Raw genomic sequence first — 20,657 nt, 5'->3', positions numbered from 1 at the left:
GCGGGGGTCAAGCCGCCGCGACGACCCGGCCGATACCCATAGAGCCGTCGGGAGCGACCCTCGCCCCGACGGCCTTCTCCCCCTCCGCGGACGCCGTCACGAGCGTCGGGAACGCGGTCCCTCGGCCCCATGCCGACGGCCCCCGCTCCGGACGCTCGCCTCGTCGACCCCCCGGCCGGTCCTGCGACCCGGCTCGGTCGGGCGACGACGGGACGCTCCGCGAGAACCCTCGCCGTGGAACTGCACCGCGCGGCGGCCCTCGCCTCCTCTCCAGGAGACGACCACCCCCTTGACGACCCCTTCGCATCCGAGGGGCGGGGGCCGCCCGCACTCGCCTCAGACCGACAGGCCGCACGGGAATCGCGAAGTCGACGCGGCTCGCCCGCCGCGACGCGGCGACCAGCGTCTTGACCGTTCGGCGTGGTTGTCGGATAAAAAGGGGAACCAAACGGCGCACCCGATCCGGCCTTCCGCGATCGCGAAGGCGCCCGGACCGCGCGATCGTCGATCGGGCCCCCGCCCGTCGCGATCCCGAGGCGCTCCGCCGGAACCCGCTCGATCTCCGGCCGAACAGGATGCGGCCCGCGAGGCCGCGACCGGAAACGGGCCCTTCGCGAGGCCGAACGGCCCCCGCGACCGACCGCTTCGGCGCGGGCCGGGCGACGGCGCCCGCCTCGCGACGAGCGGGGGCGCCCGGACCGGAATCGAACTTTTTCAGGAATCCGAGGAACGTTTATGAGTCAGTCGATCGCCGCGATCGCGCAGGTCAAGGGCCGCGAAATCCTGGACAGCCGAGGCAACCCGACCGTCGAGGTCGACGTCGTCCTGGCCGACGGCACCCTCGGCCGCGCGGCCGTCCCCTCCGGCGCGAGCACCGGCATCTACGAGGCCGTCGAGCTGCGCGACGGCGACAAGAAGCGCTACCTGGGCAAGGGGGTCCAGAAGGCCGTCGCCAACGTCAACGGCGCGCTCGCCAAGGTGGTCGTCGGCCGCGACCCGGCCGACCAGATCGGCCTCGACCGCGCGATGATCGAGGCCGACGGCACCCCCAACAAGGGGAACCTCGGCGCCAACGCGATCCTGGGCGTCAGCCTGGCCGCCGCCAAGGCCGCCGCCGCCGCCCACGGACTGCCCCTCTACCGCTACATCGGCGGGGCCAACGCCCACGTCCTGCCGGTGCCGATGGCCAACATCATCAACGGCGGCAAGCACGCCGACAACAAGATCGACTTCCAGGAATTCATGATCATGCCCGTGGGAGCCAAGAGCTTCTCCGAGGGCATCCGGGTCGTCGCCGAGATCTTCCACACCCTCAAGTCGGTGCTGAAGAAGGCCGGCCACAACACCAACGTCGGCGACGAGGGCGGCTTCGCCCCCAACCTCGACAACGAAGAGGCCATCAAGTACATCCTCGACGCCACCGCCAAGGCCGGCTACGAGCCCGGCCGCGACAAGGATATCGCCATCGCCCTGGACTGCGCCAGTTCCGAGCTGTTCGACGAGGGGGACAAGAAGGGCTACAAGTTCTGGAAGTCCGCCCCGGACAAGCTGTACTCCAGCCGGCAGATGATCGAGCTGTTCGCCGAGTGGGTCGCCAAGTACCCGATCATCTCGATCGAGGACCCGCTCGACCAGGACGACTGGGCCGGCTACACCGAGTTCACGAAGGAGCTGGGCGGCAAGGTGCAGATCGTCGGCGACGACTTCTTCGTCACCAACACCGAGCGCCTGGCCCGCGGCATCGCCGAGGGGGCCACCAACAGCATCCTCATCAAGGTGAACCAGATCGGCACCCTGACCGAGACCCTGGCCTCGATCGAGATGGCCCACCGCGCCGGCTACACGTCGGTCATCAGCCACCGCTCGGGCGAGACCGAGGACGCCACCATCGCCGACATCGCCGTCGCCACCAACGCCGGCCAGATCAAGACCGGCTCCGCCAGCCGCTCCGACCGCATCGCCAAGTACAACCAGCTCCTCCGCATCGAGGGCGAACTCGGCCAGGACGCCGTCTACGGCCCCGGCCCCAAGGTCCGCGGCTGACCCCCCTTGATGACGGCCGCCGGCGCCGGGCCCTCGCCCCGCGCCGGCGGCGGATCCGATCCGGCCTCAGGAGCGGCGCGGCCCTCGGCGCCGCGCGACGAGTCCCGCGACCCCCGCCCCCAGGCCGAGCAGGGCCAGGGCCGGCGGCTCGGGGACGGCGGTCGGGCCGGACGTCGTCGCCAGGCCGCCGTTCGCGACGTCGCCCACGAGCCGCCAGGCGGTCGTCTCGTTGAACGAGCCGAACGAGCCGGCCGCCGCGAACAGCTCGAGCGTCGCCTCGCCGCCGTGCTGGAAGAAGACCAGGTCGAGCGCGTACACGCCAGCCGCGGCGAAGGTGAAGACGCCGAAATGGTGGACGGCGCGTGGACCGCCGGGTCGACGATCACGTCCTGGAACCCGGCGCCCGCGTCGATCCTCAGCCGCACGCCGTCGTCCGAATTGACGCCGAACGTGTATGTCCCGGCCGCGCCGACGACGATCGAGGCCGTCGCGCGGACCGCGACTCCCTCCCGGCCACCCCCGCGACGTCGCCGGGGAACGACAGGTCGTTGCCGAACCTTCCCCTCCCCTCGCCGGTGTCCGCGGCGGCGTCGAACAGGTCGAGGAAGGCCCGGGTCGCCGTGGCCTCGCGAAGCACCCCCGCGCCGCCGAGCAGCGCGTCCGCCTCGTCGAGGCTGGCGATCGACCCCGTCGAGCGGACGTCCCGCACCATGAATTCCGCACGCGCCGTCGCAGCCGAGGTCGCCGCGACGATGAAGATCCCCATCAAGCAGGTCGTTCGTCTCATGACCATCTCCTTGGTGCCTCGTTCGGGGGCCGACGCCGGTCCCGGCGCCGCATCGTCCGTCGCGGATCGGGGCCGATCCGCGGACGTGCGGGACGCTCGATCTTGAAATCTTCTTAACGGTTACTATCCTGGGGCATGGATTCCGACCCAGGATCGTCGGACGGTGGCCGCGGGCCATCCCACCTCAGTCCTGGATGCCGTGACCTCGAGAACCGGGACTCGACCGTGAAGAATCCATCGACTCACCTCGCCGCGGCGGAACGGCTGGCGAGGCATGATCCCTTCGTGCGAAGGCTGGCGAGGCGCGCGGGCCGCTCCCGCGGCGACGGCGCGACGACCGCCTCGGACCACGCGCAGGACGCGTGGGTCGCCGCGCTGGAGGCCCGCGCCCGGGGAGCGGGTCCGGCATCGTCCGAGAAAGCCGAGGCCGCCTGGCTCCGGACCATCCTCGTCCGCAAGGTCGCCCTGGCGTGGCGCAAAAGGAAGGCGCTGCGACGCGGCGGCGCGGCGACTGTCCTGATCGCAGGGGACGAGGTCGCCGACCCGGGGACCACGCCCAGCGGCAAGCTCGAACGGGCCGCGCGGGAGGAGGCGCTGGCGCGGGCGATGCGGTCGCTCGACGCCCAGGATCGCGAGATCCTGGCCCTCACGCTGGTCGAGGGGAAGTCGAGCGGGGAGATCGCCGCCCGGACGGGCGTCTGCGACAGCTATGTGCGCCGGCTCCGCCGTCGGGCCCTGGAACGGCTCCGCGCGGCCTACGCGGCGCAGGGCGGTACGCTCGACCTCTCCTGACCATGCCCGCCCCGGACGCACGGGAAAATCCGGGTGTCCAAGTCCCGCGAATCCGCGGCGGCGCATCCATCCGGTCGGGCCCCTTCGTTCCAGGATCAACGCCATGACCCGGCCGCACGAATCCGACGAGATCGAGACGGAGGCCGCAGGCGCCGACCCCTCGTCGTTCGACCTCGACGCCTTCGGCAAACTCGCGCGGGGGATCCTCCGCAGCCCGGGCGAGGCCCCCCCCGCGGCCGGGCGGATCGACAAGTTCCCGATCCTGGAAGAGCTGGGCGCGGGGACGTTCGGCCGGGTCTACCGCGTGCACGACCCCGACCTCCGCTGCGATCGCGCCGCGAAGGTCCCCACGGAGTTGGTCCTGGGCAGCCCCCTGCTCCGGCTGGAGTTCCTGCGCGAGGCGCGGAACCTCCAGAGGATCGACGACCATCCGAACGTCGTCCGCGTGGTCCAGGCGGGCGAGGACGACGGCGCCGGCCGCCCCTACTTCGTCATGGAGTACTGCCGCGACCGCTCGCTGGCCTCCTGGCTGCAAGGGCGGCCGAAGGGGTGGCGCGCCGACGAGAAATGGGCCGCCAGGCTGATGGCGCAGGTCGCCGACGGGGTGCATCGGCTGCACCAGGAGCGCCTCTGCCACCGCGACCTGAAGCCGGGGAACATCCTGCTGGCCCGGGTCGGCGAGGGCGGGGACGGCGACCTTCCCGACTTCCGGCCCAAGATCGCCGACCTCGGCCTGGCCTCGTTCCTGGACGACCCCGAGGCCTCGGCCTCGCTCCGGGAGGGCCCGGTGGGGACGGTCGCCTACATGGCGCCGGAGCAGGTCCGGGGCTCGCGCAAAGAGATCGGCCGGCCCAGCGACGTATACGGCCTCGGCGGGGTGCTGTTCGAGATGGTCGCCGGCCGGCGGGCGTACGCCTCCGCCTCGCGCGGCGAGATCTTCGAGCTGCTCCAGAGCACCCTCCCCTCGCCCTCGCTGCGGGAAGCCTGCCAGAGGCCGTCCCGCGCCATGTGCACGGTGGTCGACACCGCGATGAGGAAGGAGCCGGGGCACCGCTACGCCTCGGCCGCCGAGATGGCCGACGACCTGAAGCGGCTCGCCGACGGCCGGCCCGTCCGTGGCGCGACCCGGGCCCGGAAGGCGTTCTTCTTCCTCAGCCGACATCGCTCGAAACTCGCGGGCGCGACGCTGGCGGGCCTGACGGTCGCCCTGGCGGCCGAGGGGGGGCGGATCGTCGAGGAGCGTCGCGCGATGGCGGCCTCGGAATGGATCGGACGCATGGAGACGGCCCTCCCCGCCGACGCCGCCGAGGTCGTCCGCGAGCGGAGCCCGCGCGACCCGCTGGTGGCGCCTCGCCTGGCGGCCATGTTCGAGGCCGAAGAGCCGACCCGCAAGCTCAACGCCGCCCTGGCCCTCGCCACCGTCCGCCCCGAATGCGCCGCGTACGCGGTCGACCGCCTCCTGACGCTCCCCCCGAAGGACGTCGCGCCGATCGCGAGGCTCGTCGCCTCGACGGTCCCGGACCTGTCGAGGCTGCTGGCGTCGGAAGCCTCGCGGCGACGCCCCGAGGCCGCCGGGGAGGAGCCCCTCGCCGCCGCGAGGCGTCGCGCGAACGCCGCCGTCGCCATGGCCCTCCTCGGGGAGCCTCGGGCCGGGGCCGAGATCCTGGCCGACCTCGACGACCCCTCCGCCCGATCGCTGCTCGTCCACTCTCTGGGCCCCGCGAGCGTCCCCCCCGCCGCGATCGTCGGGCTGGCGGCCGACCCGTCCACCCCCCCGGCGGCCCGCCGCCAATTGCTCCTGGCGCTGGGCGAGGTCCCCGATCCTTCGTGGACCGAGGCGGATCGGTGGACGGCCGCGGAGCTGGCCCGGTCGCTCTATCGGGACGACCCCGACCCGGGGGTGCACGGGGCTTCCAAGTGGCTCCTGAAGCGTTCGGGGTTCGCGGCCTGGATCGCCGGCGTCGACCGCGAGTTGGCGAGCCGCGACTATCGCCCGGGCTTCTCATGGCGGGTCGACCCCTCGGGCCTCACCTTCGTGGCGATCTTCGACGAGGCGACCGGCCACCGGTTCGAGATCACGGACACCGAGGTCCCCTGGCGGCTCTATCGGACCTTCGACCCCGACTTCCCCGGTCCCGGGTACGGCCACGTGCTCGCCGACGACGAGCCGGTCCTGGGGGTCGGCTTCCTGGACGCCGCCGCGTTCGCGAACGCCTTCGGCGCGGGCTCGGGCGCGCCGCCGACGTTCGCCCTCGGCCTGGACGCCCACACGGTCCCGCTCGCGTCGGAAGTCGTCGCAACCCGGGGTTATCGGCCGCCGACGACGGGCGAGTACCTCCTGGCGGCCCGGGCGGGGACCTCGACGCCCTGCTACTTCGGCGACGTCGACGAGCTGATCCCGTACTACGCCTTCACGGCCGACACCCTGGGACGGCCCAGCGTCCAGGCCGTGGGGCGCCTGAAGCCGAACGACCTGGGGCTGTTCGACGCGATCGGCAACGGCCTGGAGCAGTGCCACTTCGACGGCCCCCTGGAAGAGCCGTTCGGGCGGCAGAACCAGGTCTCCCTCTGCGGGATGTCGGGCATCCAGTCCCCGATAGGCCTCACCTGCGAGCCGATGCACCCCCCAGGCCCCGCGACGCCCCCGATGATCCCCTCCGGCTTCCGCCTGGCGCGGACCCTGGTGGACGACGCAACGCCTTGACCCATGGCTTTTTTCAAGTTCGGCCCTCCGTGGCCATCTCACCATCCGATCAGGAGCGAGCGATGAGCAAAGGCTATTGCACCTGGACTTACCACCCAGCGGACGGCACGCGACCCGCAGGCTACTGGACGGTCGTCAGCCGCTGCAATCGCGGGTATTCCTGCTCCAAATCGTTGGCTAATAAGCCCTTGGCAGGCCTGGAGGTTGAGCACAACGAGTTCGTGACCGAGGTCACCGCCGAATGGACGGCGATGACCTCGGCGGAGAGCGACATCCTCAACAGGAGGGTGGCCACGAACTCGTTCGACATGCCCTGCGCCTGACCGGCGGCCTCCGCCTCCGGAGCGGCTTCCCGCCAGGACGAACCAGAAGACGCCCCCGCCGGATGTGGAGGGGGCGTCGTCTCGTTTAATCCTCGACCCGCCGCATCGGCCGCGGCGCGCCGTCGCCGATGGTGAGGGAGACGCCGGTCGGCTTGCCTTCCTCGTCCTTCTGGAACGCCAGGCCCCCCTGGGTGTAGGGGAGGACGAACTGGAGCGGGGCGACGGGGACGATCCGCAGGGGCGTGGCGCGGAACGGGAGCTTCATCAAGAGGTGGTCGTCCTGCCGGCTCACCCGGATGGTCAGGCCGGGCTCGTTCGACTGCTCCACATACGTCCCGGCCAGGGCGTCGAGGTCGGCGGCGGGGAGTTCGACGACTTTCGGGACCTGGCGTTCGGCCTCGGTGGGGGGCCGGCGCTCGGGGAGCTTGCGGAGCCAGATGTTGCGGAACTTGACCGGGTGGCCGTGGTCCTGCAGCTGGATCGGGCCGGTCGAGACGCCGGGCTCGTACGCGACGGCCTCCAGCCACGAGGTCCCGCCGACGAGCGACTCGTTGTCCTGCACGAGCACCCCGTTGAGGAACGCAGTGACCCGGGCGGGCTCGCGGAGCGCGCCGTCGGGGCTGAACCGAGGGGCGCGGAAGGCCACGTCGTACGCCTGCCACGCGCCGGGGGGCTTCGCGGCGTTGTAGAGCGGCGGGTACTGGCCGTAAAGGGCGCCGGCCATGCCGTCGGCGTAGGTGTCGGCCTTGTACGAGTCGATCACCTGGAGCTCGAACGCCCCCATCAGGAAGAGGCCGCTGTTGCCCCGGTTCTGGCCGTTGCCGTTGGGCGGGTTGGGAGAGGCCCATTCCAGGTGGATCTGGACGTCGCCGAACTCCTCCTTCGTGCGGATCGCCCCCTTGCCGGGCGTCACGACGAACGCGCCGTCGGCCACCTTCCAGCCGGCCGGGCCGCCGTCGGCGGATCGCCAGGCGCCCAGGTCGCGGCCGTCGAAGAGGACCACGGCGTCCGGGGGCGCGGGGGTGCCGAGCGACCATTCGGCCGGCTCGGCGACGGTCGGCTTCGGACGCTGGACGTCGTGCTGGCGCCAGCCGCTGGGGGTCGGGATCGAGGCGATTCGGGGCTGATCCCCGGCCGTCGCCAGCGAGGCCGCGACCACCGCCGAGCCCCCCAGGACGAAGCGGCCGAGCCGGATGGTGCGCGCGATCATGATGCGGAGGTCCTCGATCCAGGGTCGGCGCGAGGACGGGCCCCCGCCGCGACCACGACCCGTCGCCGAGGGTCACCGCCGGCCCGCGTCACTTCCGGGCGGAACGGAATGGAGACGAGGACGAGTATACCCCCTCTGGTCCTCGAATCGACCCCCCGGCGAGAATCCCGACCGGGCCTTCGCCCCGGGAGTGCCCACGTCTCGCGCAAGTCCTGCCTCGCGGCCGGGCTCCGCGCCGAGCCGGGATGGCTTTCCCGGGCGTCCCCGCCCGCACGCTGGGCCTTCGGGAGGGTGAGCCGGGGCTAGCGGCACGTTTCTTGCTCACCTTGTCGGCTTCCGCGTCCCGGGGACGGCGACGTCCCCCCCTTTCACGACAGGCGAGGCACGCCGGACGCCCGACTTTTCGACATGAAGCACGCCGCCATCGCCGCGAATCAGGAGAGCTCGTTGCTGCTGACCCTGGAAGAGGTCAGCCAGCTGGTCTCGCATTCCCACGACCCTCAGGAGACGCTGGCGAACACCGTCCAGCTCATCCAGGGGCGGTTCCGGACCGACGTCTGCTCCGTCTACCTGATCGACCCCCAGGGGGGCGACCTGGTGCTGGCGGCGACGGTCGGCCTGGACCCCTCGTCGGTGGGGACGGTGCGGATGCGGTTCGACGAGGGGCTGACGGGCCTGGTCGCCGAGCGGATGGCGGCCGTGATGGAGGCCGACGCGTCGCTCCACCCCCGCTTCAAGTATTTCCGCGAGCTGGGGGAGGATCCGTTCCGGTCGTTCCTGGGCGTGCCGATCATCGAGGCGGGGGCGGTCGAGGGGGTGCTGGTCGTCCAGACGCGGGAGCGCAGGCCGTTCTCGCCGAACGAGATCCGGATGCTGGTGACGGTGGCCTCGCAGCTCGCGCCGCTGGTCACCGGCGCGCGGCTGCTGGAGCAGGTGGCCGCCTCCGGGGCCTCGAAGACGCCCGAGCCGCCGGCCCATCCCGAGCCCGCGCCGGCGCTCCGCGGACGCGGGCTCTCGCCCGGCCGGGGCGTCGGCCTCGCCTACGTGATCGACGACCAGGCCGGGCTGGGCCCCCTGCCCGACGGCCCGGCCGAGGACCCCGCGGCCGAGAAGGCCCGGCTGGCCGTCGCCGTCGAGGCGGCTCGCGAGGAGATCGCCCGGCTCAGCCGGCGGATCTCGCTGCTGGTGGGGGAGGACCACGGGGCCATCCTCCAGGCCCAGTTGATGATCCTCCAGGACCGGAGCGTCGAGCGCGACCTCGACGCCCGGCTCGACGCCGGCGACGCGGCCGAGGCCGCCGTGGCCCGGACGCTGGAGAAGTACGTCGCCACCTTCGCCCGGATGACCAACCCGTTCTTCCAGGAGCGGATCTACGACATCAAGGACGTCTTCCGGCGGATCTTCTGGCACCTCCGCCCGCGCGACGCGGCCGAGGTGGTCGCCGGCGAACGCCTCGTCCTGATCGCCCGCGAGGCCTCGGTCCTCGACCTGTTCTCGGTCGACCTCGACCACCTGGCGGGCGTCGCCGTGGAGCACGGCGGGCCGCAGAGCCACGCCGGCATCATGGCCCGGAGCCTGGGCGTGCCGATGCTGGGCCAGGTCCCCGGCCTGCTCGAACAGGTCAGGTCGGGCCGCCGGGTCGCCATCGACGGCGGCGAGGGGACCTTGATCCTCGACCCCCCCCCGGGATGCGGCGGCCCCTGCCCCCCGCCCCACGGCGGGGCCGAACCGGCGGGGGCCGCGACGCCCGCCCCCCTGCGGCTTGCGACGCCCCTCGCCGATGCGACCGAACCGGACGCGCGGGCCGACTCGGCCGGCGCCTCGCCCCGCGTGGACGCCAACGTCAACCTGCTGGGCGAGGCCGGGCGGGTGGTGGGCGCGGGGGCGGGCGCGGTGGGGCTCTACCGCTCGGAGATGATCTTCCTCGCCCGTCGCACGCTGCCGACCGAGGAGGAACAGGTCGAGATCTACCGCAAGCTCGTCGACGCCGTCGAGGGGCGGTCGGTCACGATCCGCACGTTCGACCTCCGGCCGGACAAGCTCGCCCACGGCTCGGTCGCCGCGTCGTCGTCCTCGCAGTCGCTCGACTGGCGGCTGGTCCTGGAGGCGCCGGCGCTGCAGAGGCTGTTCAAGGAGCAGGTGCGGGCGATCCTCCGCGCCGCGGCGAACGGCCCGGTGCGGCTCCTGGTGCCGCTGGTCGACCGCTCGGCGCTGCTGGACTTCGCCCTGGACACCATCCGGGAGGCCCGGTGCGAGCTGGCCCGCGAGGGGCTGGCCCACGAGGGCGACGTCCCGGTCGGCGCGATGATCGAGGTCGCGGCGGCCGCCCCCCTGATCGCCGACTGGGCCGACCGGGTCGACTTCTTCTCGCTGGGGACCAACGACCTGATCGCCTCGGCCCTGGGCCAGGACCGCGACCACCCCGTCGGCGCCCGGGGGGAGGACGTGCTGCACACCGGCCTGATCCGCATCATCGCCTCGGTGATCGACGCCGCCCACGACGCCGCGCGGCCGGTCTCCGCCTGCGGCGAGATGGCCGCCGACCCGTCCGGGGCGCTCATCCTCGCCGCCCTCGGGGCGGACTCGCTGAGCGTCGCCGTCGACCGCGTCCGCGACGTGCGCGAGCTGGTCGCCCCGCTCCCCCCCGACCGTCGCGCCGAGCTTCGGGGCCTCCTGCTGCGGGCGCGCTCGACCGCCGACGTGTCGCGGGCCCTCGGGCCGTTCCTGCCGGCCGCGCCCTGAGTGTCTGCCGCAGGACGAGGCGTCGCTCAGGATCCCCCCGCCGCTCCGTCGACCGCCACGCGGTCGCGGCCCTCGGCCTTGGCGCGGTAGAGGGCGGCGTCGACGCGGCGGATGAGCCGGGGCGCGGGCTCGCCGGCCGCGGCCTGGGCCACGCCGAAGCTGGCGGTGAAGGGGCGGTGGAGGATCTCCGGCGGGGCCGCGGTCGGCGTGGCGGCCCGCAGCCGCTCGGCGATCCGCGCGGCGACGGCCAGCGTGTGGTCCGGCAGCAGGATGACGAACTCCTCGCCGCCGAATCGGATCACCAGGTCCTCGCTGCGGCTCTGGTTCTGGAGCATCGCCGCGAAGGCGAGGAGCGCGCGGTCGCCCACGTCGTGGCCCCAGCCGTCGTTGATCGCCTTGAAGTGGTCGAGGTCGGCCATGATCAGGCTGAACGGCCGGCCCTCGCGCTCCAGCATCTGGAAGTGCAGGTCGAGCATCCGGTCCAGGCTGCGGCGGTTGGCCAGGCCGGTCAGCGGGTCGCTCTCGGCCGCCCGCCGCGCCTGCCGCAGAGCCTCCTCGACGGCGATCGTCGAGGTCGCGTCGCGGAGCACGACCACCGCCCCCGCGACGCCCCCCGCGAGGTCGCAAACCGGGGCCCCGCGCGCCTCGACCCAGACCCGGCGATGGTCGCGACGACAGACGAACACGAGCAGTTCCACGGGGCGGCCGGCCCGCATGGCGCGGAAGCCGGGATAGTCTTCCCGGGCCAGCGAGGCGCCCGACCAGTCGGTGTACGCGAGCAAGTCCGCCGAGGCCGCCGAGCGGGAGATCTCCTCGCGGGTGTAGCCGATCAACCGCGCGGCGGCCGGGTTCCAGTAGAGGATCCGCCCGGAAGGGTCGACGAAGTAGGCCGCGTCCGGCAGGGCGTCGAGCAGACGTCGGGCGAAGCCGCCGTCGATCGGGTCGCTTTCGGGGGGCGGGGGCGAGTCGTCGTCCGCGCGCTTGACCAGCTCGACCCCGTCGCCCTCGCCGTCGGCGTGGAAGCGGACCTCGTCCATGAACGAACGCATCAGGAGCAGGCCGCTCGCCGAAGGCCCGGGCGGCGCCTCGGCGGCGAGGTCGGTTCCGGGCCCCCGACCTTCGTCGCGGATCGTGAACCGCGAGAGCCCGGGCTCGTGGACGACCGTCAGGGACGTCCGGCGGCCGTCGGGCCGGCCGGAGTCGCCGCGTCGGGCGTGGCGCAGGGCCTCGACCAGCGCGATCCGCATCCGAAGGACGTCGACGCCGTCCCAGCGGCGCAGGGCCTCGATCTGCTCCTGGACGAGGTCGAGCGCGGCGGCCGTCGCCTCGGCGTCGTCCGCCGGCAGGACGAACCGAGACTCCTGGCGGACGAGCCCGATCGGGCCGCGTCGCCGCCGCGAGGCGTGAGGCTCGGGGCGGAGGGCCAGGCCCAGGATCGGCTGCAGTTCGCACGCCAGCCGTTCCCTGGCGACCCAGGCGACGGCCCCCAGGCGGACGGCCTCGGCCGCGAACTCGACTCCGGGGTCGTCCTCGGGGATCATCAGGACCACGGGGACCTCGGGCCGCTCGCGCCGGATCGAGCGGACGAGGTCCAGGCCGCCCGCGGCGTCGCCGCCGGGGAGGGGGGCCAGGACCGCCGCCACGCCCCCCGCGCGGAGGAAGGCGAGCGCCTCCTCGGGGGTCCCGGCGTCGCGGACCTGGCATCCGGAGTCGGCCGCGATCAGCCGGCCGACGCGGACGCGCTCGGCCGGGTCGGGGTCGACGACCAGCACCGCGGCGGCCTCGATCGGCGCGCCCCCCCGCCCGGAATCCAGATCACGGACCGTCATGTCGACCCCTTGGCGCCGGCGAAGGGCGCCGCCCGGGCCGACGCATCGCCGGCCGCGGGTCCGGGAGCTCGGAGGATGGGGCCGGGTCAGCGAGACGTCGCGCCGTCGGCCGGGGAGTCGAACCGCTTGATGAGCGTGACCTCATTGCCGCGGGTGTTGTACCGAAAGTCGTCGACCAGGCCGCGGGCCAGCATGATCCCGAAGCCCCCCTCGCGGATGCCCAGCTCGTTGCGGAGGTCGATGTGGCCGATCGGGTCCTCGTCGGACGCGGCGTGGGGGACGTCGCCCGGGTTGAAGCCCGGCCCCTGGTCCTGGATGATCAGGACGATGCCCTCGGGGTCGATCCGGTAGGTGATCCGCAGGACCAGGTCGGCGTTCTTGCGGTGGCCCCACTCGATCGCGTTGCCCCCCATCTCCATCACGGCCTGCTTCAGGTCCTTGATCTGGCGGTCGGTCAGCGGGGTGTGCGCGAACAGATCGGCCAGCATGTCGTTGGCCTGCTGCAGGTAGGTCAGCTCGCTGCGAATGTCGAAGTTGATCTCGCCGGAGGTCCCGCGCTTGCGATGCTCCTCGTGCCAGGCCATCGCCCCGTCCATCGCCTTGAACAGGCCCTCGGGCGTGAACGGCTTGGCCAGGTAGCCGTTGGCCCCCACCCTCACGCCGGCCACCCGGTGGTGGTCCTCCTGCAGGGCGGTCACCATGATGACCGGGATCAGGTTGGTCTCGCGGTCGCGCTTGAGGGCGTCGCAGATCGCGAAGCCGTCGAGGTCGGGCAGCATGACGTCGAGCAGGATCAGCGCGGGTTTATGCTCGGCGATGGCGGATTTCACCTGCGCGCCGGCGTACAGCTGGATCGGTTCGAAGCCGCGAGACCGAACGAAGCTGGCCAGGATGTCGTTGGTGTCGCGCTCATCATCGACGATCAGAACCGTGCGCGGCATGGGCATAACTCGAAAGGACGTACGGAATAGCGAGGAGGTCCGGCGGCGTCGCCCGGGACGCCGGCGGAGGCTCGGGCCCATTGTCCCGCGCCGCCTCGGTCGTGACAAGGGATTCATCGACACGACATGGCGCCGGGGTAGGTCGTCCGGCCGACGTCGTCCAAGCGGGACGTCCGGCACGGCCCTCGGTCCCCGGGCGTCGTCGCGCCGACGTCCCTTCCGTGAGTTCCTCGTCGAGGGCCCTCGGGATCGCGGCCCCCTCCTCGGGCCCGCGTTCGCGGCCCTTCGTCTCCCGGTAATGTAGAAGTTCGGGGGGCGCCCTGTCCAGCCCCCCCCCGGCGGCGCGGGGGCCGGACCTCCTCGACAAATCCTCCTCGGATCCAGCCATCCCGTTGCCAATAGTTTTCTCCGGCGATTGTGGTGCGGGCTGCAATATGGACGCCGGCGTCCGCTACGAGACCGGCAGCGACCATTCGGGCGGCGTCAAGACCTGCATGGCCGACGGCGGCGTCCGCTTCGTCAAGGGCTCCGTCAACCGCATGACCTGGCGGAGCCTGGGGACCCGCGAAAGCGACGAGGTCGTCTCCTCCGACGGCTCCTGATCGCGATCGACCCGCTCCCGGGACGAGGGCCCTCCTCGTCCCGGGGCCGACTCGGACGGCATCGGACTTGCAATGACAAGCTTCGGTTTCCTTCGAAGTCGAAGTCGCTCTTGCGAGTCCCGGTTGGAGTCGTCGTCATGAACAGCGGCCTGAAGAAAGCCCTCGTCCTGACCGCGGCCGGCGTCGGCGCGGCGGTCGCCGCCCGGGCGTTCGTCCGCAATCGCAGGCGGATCGAGCTCGACGGCCGCGTGGTCCTCATCACCGGCGGCTCACGCGGGCTGGGCCTGGTCACGGCCCGCGAGTTCGCCGGCCGGGGGGCGCGGGTGGCCCTCCTCGCCCGCGACGCCGACGAGCTGGAGCGAGCCCGCGTCGACCTCGCCGGGCTCGGCGCCGAGGTGGCGACGTTCGTCTGCGACGTCCGCGAGCAGGACGAAGTGGACGCCACGATCGCCGAGGTCCTCGACCGCTTCGGCCGGATCGACGTCCTGGTGAATAACGCCGGGGTCATCCAGGTCGGCCCGTTCGAGGAGACGACCCTCGACGACTTCGACGACGCCATGCGGACCCACTTCTGGGCGCCGCTCTACACGACCCTGGCCGTCCTGCCCGCGATGCGCGAGCGGGGCGAGGGGCGGATCGTCAACATCTCGTCGATCGGCGGCAAGGTCTCGGCCCCCCACCTGCTCCCCTACAGCTCCAGCAAGTTCGCGCTGGTCGGCCTGTCGGAGGGCCTCCGCGCCGAGCTGGTCAAAGACGGGATCTACGTCACCACGGTCGCCCCCGGCCTGATGCGTACGGGGAGCATCCACAAGGCGACGTTCAAGGGCCAGTACCAGAAGGAGTTCGCCTGGTTCGCTCTGGGCGACTCGATGCCGGGCCTCTCCATGAGCGCCGAGGCCGCCGCGTCGAAGATCGTCGACGCCGCCCGCCACGGCGACGCCGAGGCGATCCTCTCGCTGCCGGCCAAGTTGATGGCCAAGGCTCACGGCATCGCGCCGGGCCTCTTCGCCGAGATGATGGGCGTGATGAACCGCTTCGTCTTCCCCGCCCCCGGCGGGATCGGCAAGGCGAAGGTCGAGGGCAAGCACAGCCGATCCGCCCTCACCCCGCGCTGGGCCACCTATCTGAGCGACCAGGCCGCCCTCCGCAACAACGAGCTTTGACGCCCGGCCGCGACGTTCAGGCCGTCGCCAGCACGACCGCCAGGCCTCCGGAAAGCACCAGGGCCGCGACGATCAGTCCCGCACAGCCGCCCCCTTGCGGGACGATCCCGTTCCGCCGGGCGACCTCCTCGACGGCCTGCTTGGCCTCCCTCAAGCCGGCTCCGGTCCGGTCGCGGTAGAGTTTGATGGCTTCGATCTTCTCGTTGCGCCTCAGCATCGCGAGGAGCGTCGGCTCGATATCCATCACCTTCGCGTTCGACTGCGGGAGTTCGTCACCCCGAAGGAGCCCGTCGACGGCGTCCTTCGCCTCCTTCAGGCCCACGCCGGTGGCCTCGCGATACACCTTGATCGCCTCGATGTTCCGCCCTTGCGCCAGGAGCGGTCGGAGTCGATCTTCCAGGCCATCCGGGACGAGCCGGGCCCCGCAGCCCTCACAGCGTTCGGCCCCGGCCGGGTTCTCACGATCGCAAGATGGACATCGCGGCATGATTGCCCCTTCGCGGAATCGTCCCCAGGCTGGGACGCCCCCTAGCGACCCTTCGCGTCCGCGCGGGACTCGACCGGCGGACAGCTCGTGCTCCGCCCCCCGACCGCGCCCTGATCGGGAGGCCTTGAGCGACGAAGTCGAGGATATCGCGATGCGCCGCGTCCTGCGAGCGCCCGGCGTCTTCCGCCCACGTTGAAGCGGAGAGCTTTTCTTCGAAGCCCCCGGGCAGGCGAGGCGGCGGCGTTAGCCGGCGCTCCCGGGAGGGCGCGTCGCCGAGTTCGTCGCACGATCGGGCTCGACCGGCCAGGCTCGCGAGCGTCGTCCCGCTCCGGTCGAAGGCTCCTGAGAAACAAGGAAACGCGTCATTCAAGGCGGAACCTGACTTTGCATTGCAAAGAACAAGGCTTCCATGTTTGGCCGCTTCAACAGCTCATTTGTTGGAGGTCCAGTTCGCCCGGAAGTTCGGCCGGTCTTCGATGTCGGTCAGCAGATGGATGGAATCCAGGCCGCGCGCCTCAATCTCCCAGTACTGCGCGACGTAACAAGCCACGGCGAGCTGCCAGCCGACGTCGTCCTGTCCGCCGGACACGGAGAAAGCGAACATCGGACGGCTTGGTTCCGCGAACCAATCGGACATCTCGCCGCGTAAACGTGGAAGAACCTCAGGGGCGGGACCTTCGACCAGGACGCCGAAGGTGGCAAACCATCCCGGCAGGTGGTCCAGGAAGGAGAGCGACTTGCGTTTCATCTTGGGGACGACGAGGAGGATCCTCTGCCCGCCCAAGGCGCCCAGGTGTTCCGCCGTGACCGCGACGCTCATCTCGGGGACCGCCTCGGCGAGCCCGGCCTTGACGGCCCAGCCCGGGGGCCGTTCACCACGGACGGCCCTTCGCACGCGATGGGCGAGGGCTTCGCCGGCTCGATTGCCGAGGACCAGGCCGTAAGGCGGGTTCAACGCGTAAGACGTGCCCAGCCAGAGGGAACTCGGCAGGTCCTTGAGCGATTCCGGCAGCGGGAATCTCAAGACGCCGCCGCCATCGAATCCTGGATGGAAACTATAGTCGAAGGTAAACTCCTCCTCCCACCGGTCGACATACGGCTGCATGTCGCGAAAGGCCTGAAGGCGCGGCGGATAGACGATGCAGAAGTCCGCCTGGCTCGGCAGCATCCTCGGGGGGACCGGCTGCGAGTCGCCGCTTCGACCATCCTTCGAACGGATGGGAGTCGGTGTGAAAGCCCGGGCAGGGCCCTGCGGAGGCGTCGGCACCCCCGAGGCGGGCTCCCTCACGTCTTCCTCGTCCACGCCGAGCTCGCCGAGGCTCTCGCTCAGCTCGGCTAACGCCTCGATCTGGGCGAGCGCCCGCTCGTCGCAGACGCCGGCCCGGATGCACCCGACGTCCGGCTCGTGGTCGTGGCCGAGCGTCCAGTCGACGCCGTACTCGCGGCCGAGGCGGCAGAGGATGTCGATGACGTCGCGGAGGGTGCCCTCCGGGAGCGGCTCATCCGCCTCGTGGTCCCAATGCGCGTCGAGATTCAGCCTGCTGCCCCCCGACAGGTGCCCGTCGTCCTCGTCGACGAAGAGGCTGACCGGCTCGCAGCCGAGCCACGACCGCCCTTGGTTGGCCGCGTCGGCGGCCTTGAAGATCGCGTCGGCCTCGGCCGGGGCCAGGGGACGCGTCGTGCGATAGGAGACGGCGAATCCCATGAGTTGAATCCCTCGAGAGGGGGCCGAAAGGGAAAGGGCCCCGACGGATCTCGCCGGGGCCCCTTGGTTGGTCGTCGAGGTCCGTCCGAGTCGATCAGGGCTCGTTGGCGTTGAGCTGGGCCTTGAGGACCTGGTCGATCCGGTGGCGCATCTCCTTGAGGTGGGCGAGGGTGGTGTCGTCGATCTTGGCGTCCTTGCGGGCGACGGCCTCGTCGATCTTGCGGCCGATCTCGTCCAGGTGCAGCCGCGCGAGGTTCTTGGCGTCGGGGGGCGTGGAGCTGGAGCCCCCCAGCAGGATGACGTAGCCGTAGTACGCCCCGAGATCGTTGTTGCTCCTGGGGCCCAGGACCATCGTGCTCAGCCGCTTGACGTACTCGCGCTGGAGGTTGCGGCGGATGGTCGAGATCGACGTCGCGGCCGTGGCGCCCTCGGCGGGCGGGGCCAGCTCGGTGAAGATCCCGTCGGTGAAGGCGCGGAAGACCTCCTCGATCTTCAGCGGGTTCGCGCCGGGGTCGCTCTGCGCCTCCTGGTTCTGGAGCCTCTGGAGGGTGGACCCGGCGAGGCACTCGTCGAGCGCGATCTCCTGGATGTTGAGGATCGCGTTGTAGATCGGGTAGCCCGCGCTGCCGGACGAGAACGACGCGTTGTCCTGCCACGACTCGCGGATCAGCTTGCGGAGCAAGGCCGGCGAGAACTGGAAGGTCTTGTCGGCGAGGATCCTGTCGACAAGGAGCTTGAGCGCCTCGCGCTGCCTGTCGCCGGCGACGGGGGTGACGGGGTCCTGGGCCTTCTCGGTCCCCTTGAAGTCGCGGCGGACGGACTGGCCGCCGACGTGCTGGGCGGCGAGGTACGCACCGTTGCCGAACTGGCCGATGCACGAGCCGAAGGCCGTTCGCAGGCGGCTCCACGACTCGTCGTCGCGGACCACCTTGGCGTCCAGATCCTTCAGCAGCTCGGCGGCCATCTCCATGCGCTGCTTGCCGTAGGCGAGTGTGTCGTTGGAGAGGTCGTAGGTGTTGACCTGGGGGTCGAAGTTGGCGAAGTCGTCGTCGGTGGCGAAGGTCAGGTCGGGCTCGGGCGACTTCGCGGCGATCTTCTTCAGCTCGGCCGCCTCGTCGCCGTCGATCGGCTTGTAGGCGTACTCGATCGCCCAGTAGTCATAGGGGCCGATGGTGGTGGAGGCGTAGTCCCCCTGCTTCTGGCCCTTGGGGGCGACGTTGATGGGGTTGTAGTCCATCACGCTCCCCGCCATCCCCTTCGCGCGGGTGATCGAGGTGTCGTTGATCTCCTCGGGCTTGAGCATGACGCTGGCCTTGAAGTTGTGCCGCAGGCCCAGCGAGTGGCCGACCTCGTGCATCACCACTTCCTTGATCGCCTGGCCCAGGAACTCCTCGGGGAGCTTGGGCTCGTCCTTCTTCTTCTCCTTGTCTTGATCCTTGTCCTTGTCGTCGCCCTCCTTCTTGTCGTCCAGGGCGAGGCTGGCCAGGGCGAGCGAGGCGAACCGCATCTCGCTGGACTTGGCGGCGGAGTAGTTGCAGGCGGCGGTGCGGCCCTGGGCCATCCGGCGATGGAGCTGCGCCTGGATCGGGTCCCAGCCGGCCGGCACCACGTCGAGGGCCAGCGGGACGCCGCCCCCCGGGGCGGTGGGCAGCCCGAGCGCCGCGGCGTTGCGGATCGCCTCGCGCGGCGATCCCGGCGGCGGCAGGGGGAGGCCGAAGCCCTGCTTGCTCGCCATGATCGGGCTGATGACCTCGGCCATCGCCAGCGGCACGACGGCCGCCGGCTCGCCGTCGCGGGCGACGGGCGTCGGCACGCCCACCAGCATCGCGTACTCTTCCTTCCACGTCTTGATCCAACTCGCATCAAAGATCACATCGCCGTCGATCATCTCGCCGGTCAGCGGGTTGCTCCGCAGGCCCGACATCGCGTACGTCGACCCGGTCGTGATCCAGCGCAGGGTGCAGTAGTTGACGTCCTCGGGCTCGAAGTCGTCCTGGTCGTTCTGCCAGCGGACCGCCAGGGCGTTGGCGATGCCGATCTTCTCGAACGCCTTGTTCCACTCCAGGATCCCCTGCTCCACGTACGGCCGGTGTTCCAGCGGGACGTTGTCCTCGATCCACCAGACGACCTGCTTCTTGGGGGGCGAGAGCTTGGCCTTGGGGTCGGCCTTCTCCAGCCGCCAGCGGTTGATCATCCGCTTCGCGTCGGTGTCCGGGCTCGCCTGGCTGTAGTCGGTCACGGCGTTGAGGAAGTGGCCCACGCGGTAGTCGGCCGTCCGGGGCTTGTAGCCGGGGTCGGGCGCCTTGCACAGGCTGTAGTGGATCACCATCGTGATCCCGCGCGGGTCGGCGATCGGCGAGGCCCCGCCGTAGGAGTAGTAGCCGAAGCGGCCGCCCGAGTACGTCGCCTCCACCTGGATCTCGACGTTGTTGGGATACGCCCGGATCTTGAACCAGCGCGAGCGGGCCTTGTCGAACGCGCCCATGCCGACCTGGGCGAAGTCGCTCAGGAAGACGTCGGCCAGGTCCACGACGAGCGCCCCGCCGTTGGGGCTGATGCTGAGGATGGGCAGGGCCATCAGCACGGAGTCGGTGTAGTTCTGCTTGACGGCCTTCTCCAGCGGCGTGCCCGCCGCCGCCGTGAAGTGGACGTTCTTGCGGACGAGCTGCAGCTTGTCGTCCACCCGCCGGAACGAGAGGACCCACTCGTCGCCGAAGTTCAGCGGGTTGCCCGCGCTGGCGGTGCCCCGCGCGATGACGATCGGCGCCAGGATCGGCTGGTCGAGCTGGTTCGGCTTGATCTCGGCGTAGAGGTGCTGCTCCTTCTCGTGGAGCGTGAGGAAGCCTTCGTACTTCTTCGAATCCTTCACCAGCTCGTTGAAGTCCTGGAACTTCTTGGGCTCGGCGGGCTTGGCTTCCGCCGGCTTGGCCTCGGCCGGCTTCGCCGCCTCCTGGCCGTGAGCCCCCGTCCCGACCATCAGCCCGACCAGGGCCACCGCGAACGCGGGCCCCGGCAAACGCCTCAGCAGGTCCATGCGTCTCCTCCGTCGAAAGCCCGAGGATTGGGAAGGGTCGAAGGAGGCGCGGCCTCAAGGATCGCGCAGGCCGCCCCTCTCGCCCGACCCCGATCTTTGACATCAGTCCCAGCCCATTGCAAGGATCTTCCGCGCCGCAAAATCGCCCGACTCGACGCGGTTCGTCGGAGGGCCCAGGGCCGGAACGCTTTCCGCCCCGATCGTCGCCCCGAAATCTCGGTCCGGCCCCTCGCCCGAGCGGCGGGCACCAGGAGTTGGCAAGGGGAGACGTCCCAAGGTCGAAGGCTGCAAAACC

15 protein-coding genes are annotated in these 20,657 nt (G+C 71.3%); 7 read left to right on the top strand and 8 right to left on the bottom strand.

The window, feature by feature from the left end:
• The first annotated feature begins 747 nt into the window (after window positions 1–747).
• Window positions 748–2,043: a phosphopyruvate hydratase gene (gene eno, locus G6O68_RS06845; RefSeq protein WP_165246498.1), complete on the top strand. Its 1,296-nt coding sequence runs from the start codon at window positions 748–750 to the stop codon at window positions 2,041–2,043.
• A gap of 66 nt (window positions 2,044–2,109) precedes the next feature.
• On the opposite strand, the gene G6O68_RS06840 is transcribed toward eno, so the two are convergent.
• Both G6O68_RS06840 and G6O68_RS06835 read right to left on the bottom strand, forming a co-directional pair.
• Complete coding sequence (locus G6O68_RS06840; protein WP_165246208.1) at window positions 2,110–2,361, bottom strand: PEP-CTERM sorting domain-containing protein; 252 nt, start codon at window positions 2,359–2,361, stop codon at window positions 2,110–2,112.
• 97 nt (window positions 2,362–2,458) lie between these two features.
• Window positions 2,459–2,830 carry a hypothetical protein gene (locus G6O68_RS06835; protein ID WP_165246206.1) on the bottom strand — a complete coding sequence of 124 codons (372 nt, stop codon included), beginning with the start codon at window positions 2,828–2,830 and terminating at the stop codon, window positions 2,459–2,461.
• 225 nt (window positions 2,831–3,055) lie between these two features.
• On the opposite strand from G6O68_RS06835, the gene G6O68_RS06830 reads away from it, so the two are divergent.
• From G6O68_RS06830 to G6O68_RS06820, 3 genes are all read left to right on the top strand, one after another.
• Window positions 3,056–3,622, top strand: coding sequence for an RNA polymerase sigma factor (locus G6O68_RS06830; RefSeq protein ID WP_165246204.1), 567 nt, complete (start codon window positions 3,056–3,058; stop codon window positions 3,620–3,622).
• A 103-nt stretch (window positions 3,623–3,725) separates the two neighbouring features.
• On the top strand, window positions 3,726–6,326 hold the full coding sequence (locus tag G6O68_RS06825) for a bifunctional serine/threonine-protein kinase/formylglycine-generating enzyme family protein (RefSeq protein WP_165246202.1): 2,601 nt from the start codon (window positions 3,726–3,728) through the stop codon (window positions 6,324–6,326).
• 62 nt (window positions 6,327–6,388) lie between these two features.
• Entirely contained in the window at window positions 6,389–6,649 is a 261-nt protein-coding gene (locus G6O68_RS06820) for a hypothetical protein (RefSeq protein WP_165246200.1), read from the top strand.
• Between the two features lie 85 nt (window positions 6,650–6,734).
• Here the strand turns inward: G6O68_RS06820 and G6O68_RS06815 are convergent, their stop codons facing one another.
• A complete protein-coding gene (locus G6O68_RS06815) occupies window positions 6,735–7,859 on the bottom strand; it encodes a 3-keto-disaccharide hydrolase (protein WP_165246198.1) in 1,125 nt (374 codons plus the stop codon).
• 408 nt (window positions 7,860–8,267) lie between these two features.
• Between G6O68_RS06815 and G6O68_RS06810 the strand changes: the two genes are divergently transcribed.
• Entirely contained in the window at window positions 8,268–10,601 is a 2,334-nt protein-coding gene (locus G6O68_RS06810) for a putative PEP-binding protein (protein ID WP_165246196.1), read from the top strand.
• Between the two features lie 26 nt (window positions 10,602–10,627).
• On the opposite strand, the gene G6O68_RS06805 is transcribed toward G6O68_RS06810, so the two are convergent.
• Complete coding sequence (locus G6O68_RS06805; RefSeq protein ID WP_165246194.1) at window positions 10,628–12,430, bottom strand: diguanylate cyclase; 1,803 nt, start codon at window positions 12,428–12,430, stop codon at window positions 10,628–10,630.
• Window positions 12,431–12,516: 86 nt separating this feature from the next.
• Entirely contained in the window at window positions 12,517–13,371 is an 855-nt protein-coding gene (locus G6O68_RS06800) for a response regulator (RefSeq protein WP_165246192.1), read from the bottom strand.
• Window positions 13,372–13,805: 434 nt separating this feature from the next.
• Here G6O68_RS06800 and G6O68_RS06795 point away from each other — a divergent pair, with 434 nt between their 5' ends.
• Together G6O68_RS06795 and G6O68_RS06790 are read left to right on the top strand one after the other, a co-directional pair.
• The gene (locus G6O68_RS06795) at window positions 13,806–13,973 is read left to right on the top strand and encodes a DUF1559 domain-containing protein (RefSeq protein ID WP_165246190.1); all 168 of its coding nucleotides are present in this window, start codon (window positions 13,806–13,808) and stop codon (window positions 13,971–13,973) included.
• 137 nt (window positions 13,974–14,110) lie between these two features.
• Entirely contained in the window at window positions 14,111–15,136 is a 1,026-nt protein-coding gene (locus G6O68_RS06790) for an SDR family NAD(P)-dependent oxidoreductase (protein WP_165246188.1), read from the top strand.
• 16 nt (window positions 15,137–15,152) lie between these two features.
• Here G6O68_RS06790 and G6O68_RS32330 read toward each other — a convergent pair whose 3' ends face one another.
• The 3 genes from G6O68_RS32330 to G6O68_RS06775 form a co-directional block, all read right to left on the bottom strand.
• Window positions 15,153–15,623: a ribosomal protein L7/L12 gene (locus tag G6O68_RS32330; RefSeq protein ID WP_206108034.1), complete on the bottom strand. Its 471-nt coding sequence runs from the start codon at window positions 15,621–15,623 to the stop codon at window positions 15,153–15,155.
• Between the two features lie 430 nt (window positions 15,624–16,053).
• Window positions 16,054–17,328, bottom strand: a complete 1,275-nt coding sequence (locus tag G6O68_RS06780) for a hypothetical protein (protein WP_165246186.1) — start codon at window positions 17,326–17,328, stop codon at window positions 16,054–16,056.
• Window positions 17,329–17,422: 94 nt separating this feature from the next.
• Complete coding sequence (locus G6O68_RS06775) at window positions 17,423–20,362, bottom strand: zinc-dependent metalloprotease (protein ID WP_240911085.1); 2,940 nt, start codon at window positions 20,360–20,362, stop codon at window positions 17,423–17,425.
• Between the last annotated feature and the right edge of the window lie 295 nt (window positions 20,363–20,657).

This window comes from Paludisphaera soli, assembly GCF_011064595.1.
Classification (GTDB): Bacteria; Planctomycetota; Planctomycetia; order Isosphaerales; family Isosphaeraceae; genus Paludisphaera; species Paludisphaera soli.
The sequence above is the reverse complement of the archived record's forward strand: the minus strand, read 5'-3'. Positions and strand labels throughout refer to the sequence as shown.

What these genes read in the sequence shown, in the direction of transcription:
- G6O68_RS06805 (WP_165246194.1), bottom strand. Translation starts at nt 12,430, where the DNA reads ATGACGGTCCGTGATCTGGATTCCGGGCGGGGGGGCGCGCCGATCGAG.
- G6O68_RS06780 (WP_165246186.1), bottom strand. Translation starts at nt 17,328, where the DNA reads ATGGGATTCGCCGTCTCCTATCGCACGACGCGTCCCCTGGCCCCGGCC.
- G6O68_RS06800 (WP_165246192.1), bottom strand. Translation starts at nt 13,371, where the DNA reads ATGCCGCGCACGGTTCTGATCGTCGATGATGAGCGCGACACCAACGAC.
- G6O68_RS06775 (WP_240911085.1), bottom strand. Translation starts at nt 20,362, where the DNA reads ATGGACCTGCTGAGGCGTTTGCCGGGGCCCGCGTTCGCGGTGGCCCTG.
- G6O68_RS06825 (WP_165246202.1), top strand. Translation starts at nt 3,726, where the DNA reads ATGACCCGGCCGCACGAATCCGACGAGATCGAGACGGAGGCCGCAGGC.
- G6O68_RS06820 (WP_165246200.1), top strand. Translation starts at nt 6,389, where the DNA reads ATGAGCAAAGGCTATTGCACCTGGACTTACCACCCAGCGGACGGCACG.
- G6O68_RS32330 (WP_206108034.1), bottom strand. Translation starts at nt 15,623, where the DNA reads ATGCCGCGATGTCCATCTTGCGATCGTGAGAACCCGGCCGGGGCCGAA.
- G6O68_RS06810 (WP_165246196.1), top strand. Translation starts at nt 8,268, where the DNA reads ATGAAGCACGCCGCCATCGCCGCGAATCAGGAGAGCTCGTTGCTGCTG.
- G6O68_RS06835 (WP_165246206.1), bottom strand. Translation starts at nt 2,830, where the DNA reads ATGAGACGAACGACCTGCTTGATGGGGATCTTCATCGTCGCGGCGACC.
- G6O68_RS06815 (WP_165246198.1), bottom strand. Translation starts at nt 7,859, where the DNA reads ATGATCGCGCGCACCATCCGGCTCGGCCGCTTCGTCCTGGGGGGCTCG.
- G6O68_RS06795 (WP_165246190.1), top strand. Translation starts at nt 13,806, where the DNA reads ATGGACGCCGGCGTCCGCTACGAGACCGGCAGCGACCATTCGGGCGGC.
- G6O68_RS06790 (WP_165246188.1), top strand. Translation starts at nt 14,111, where the DNA reads ATGAACAGCGGCCTGAAGAAAGCCCTCGTCCTGACCGCGGCCGGCGTC.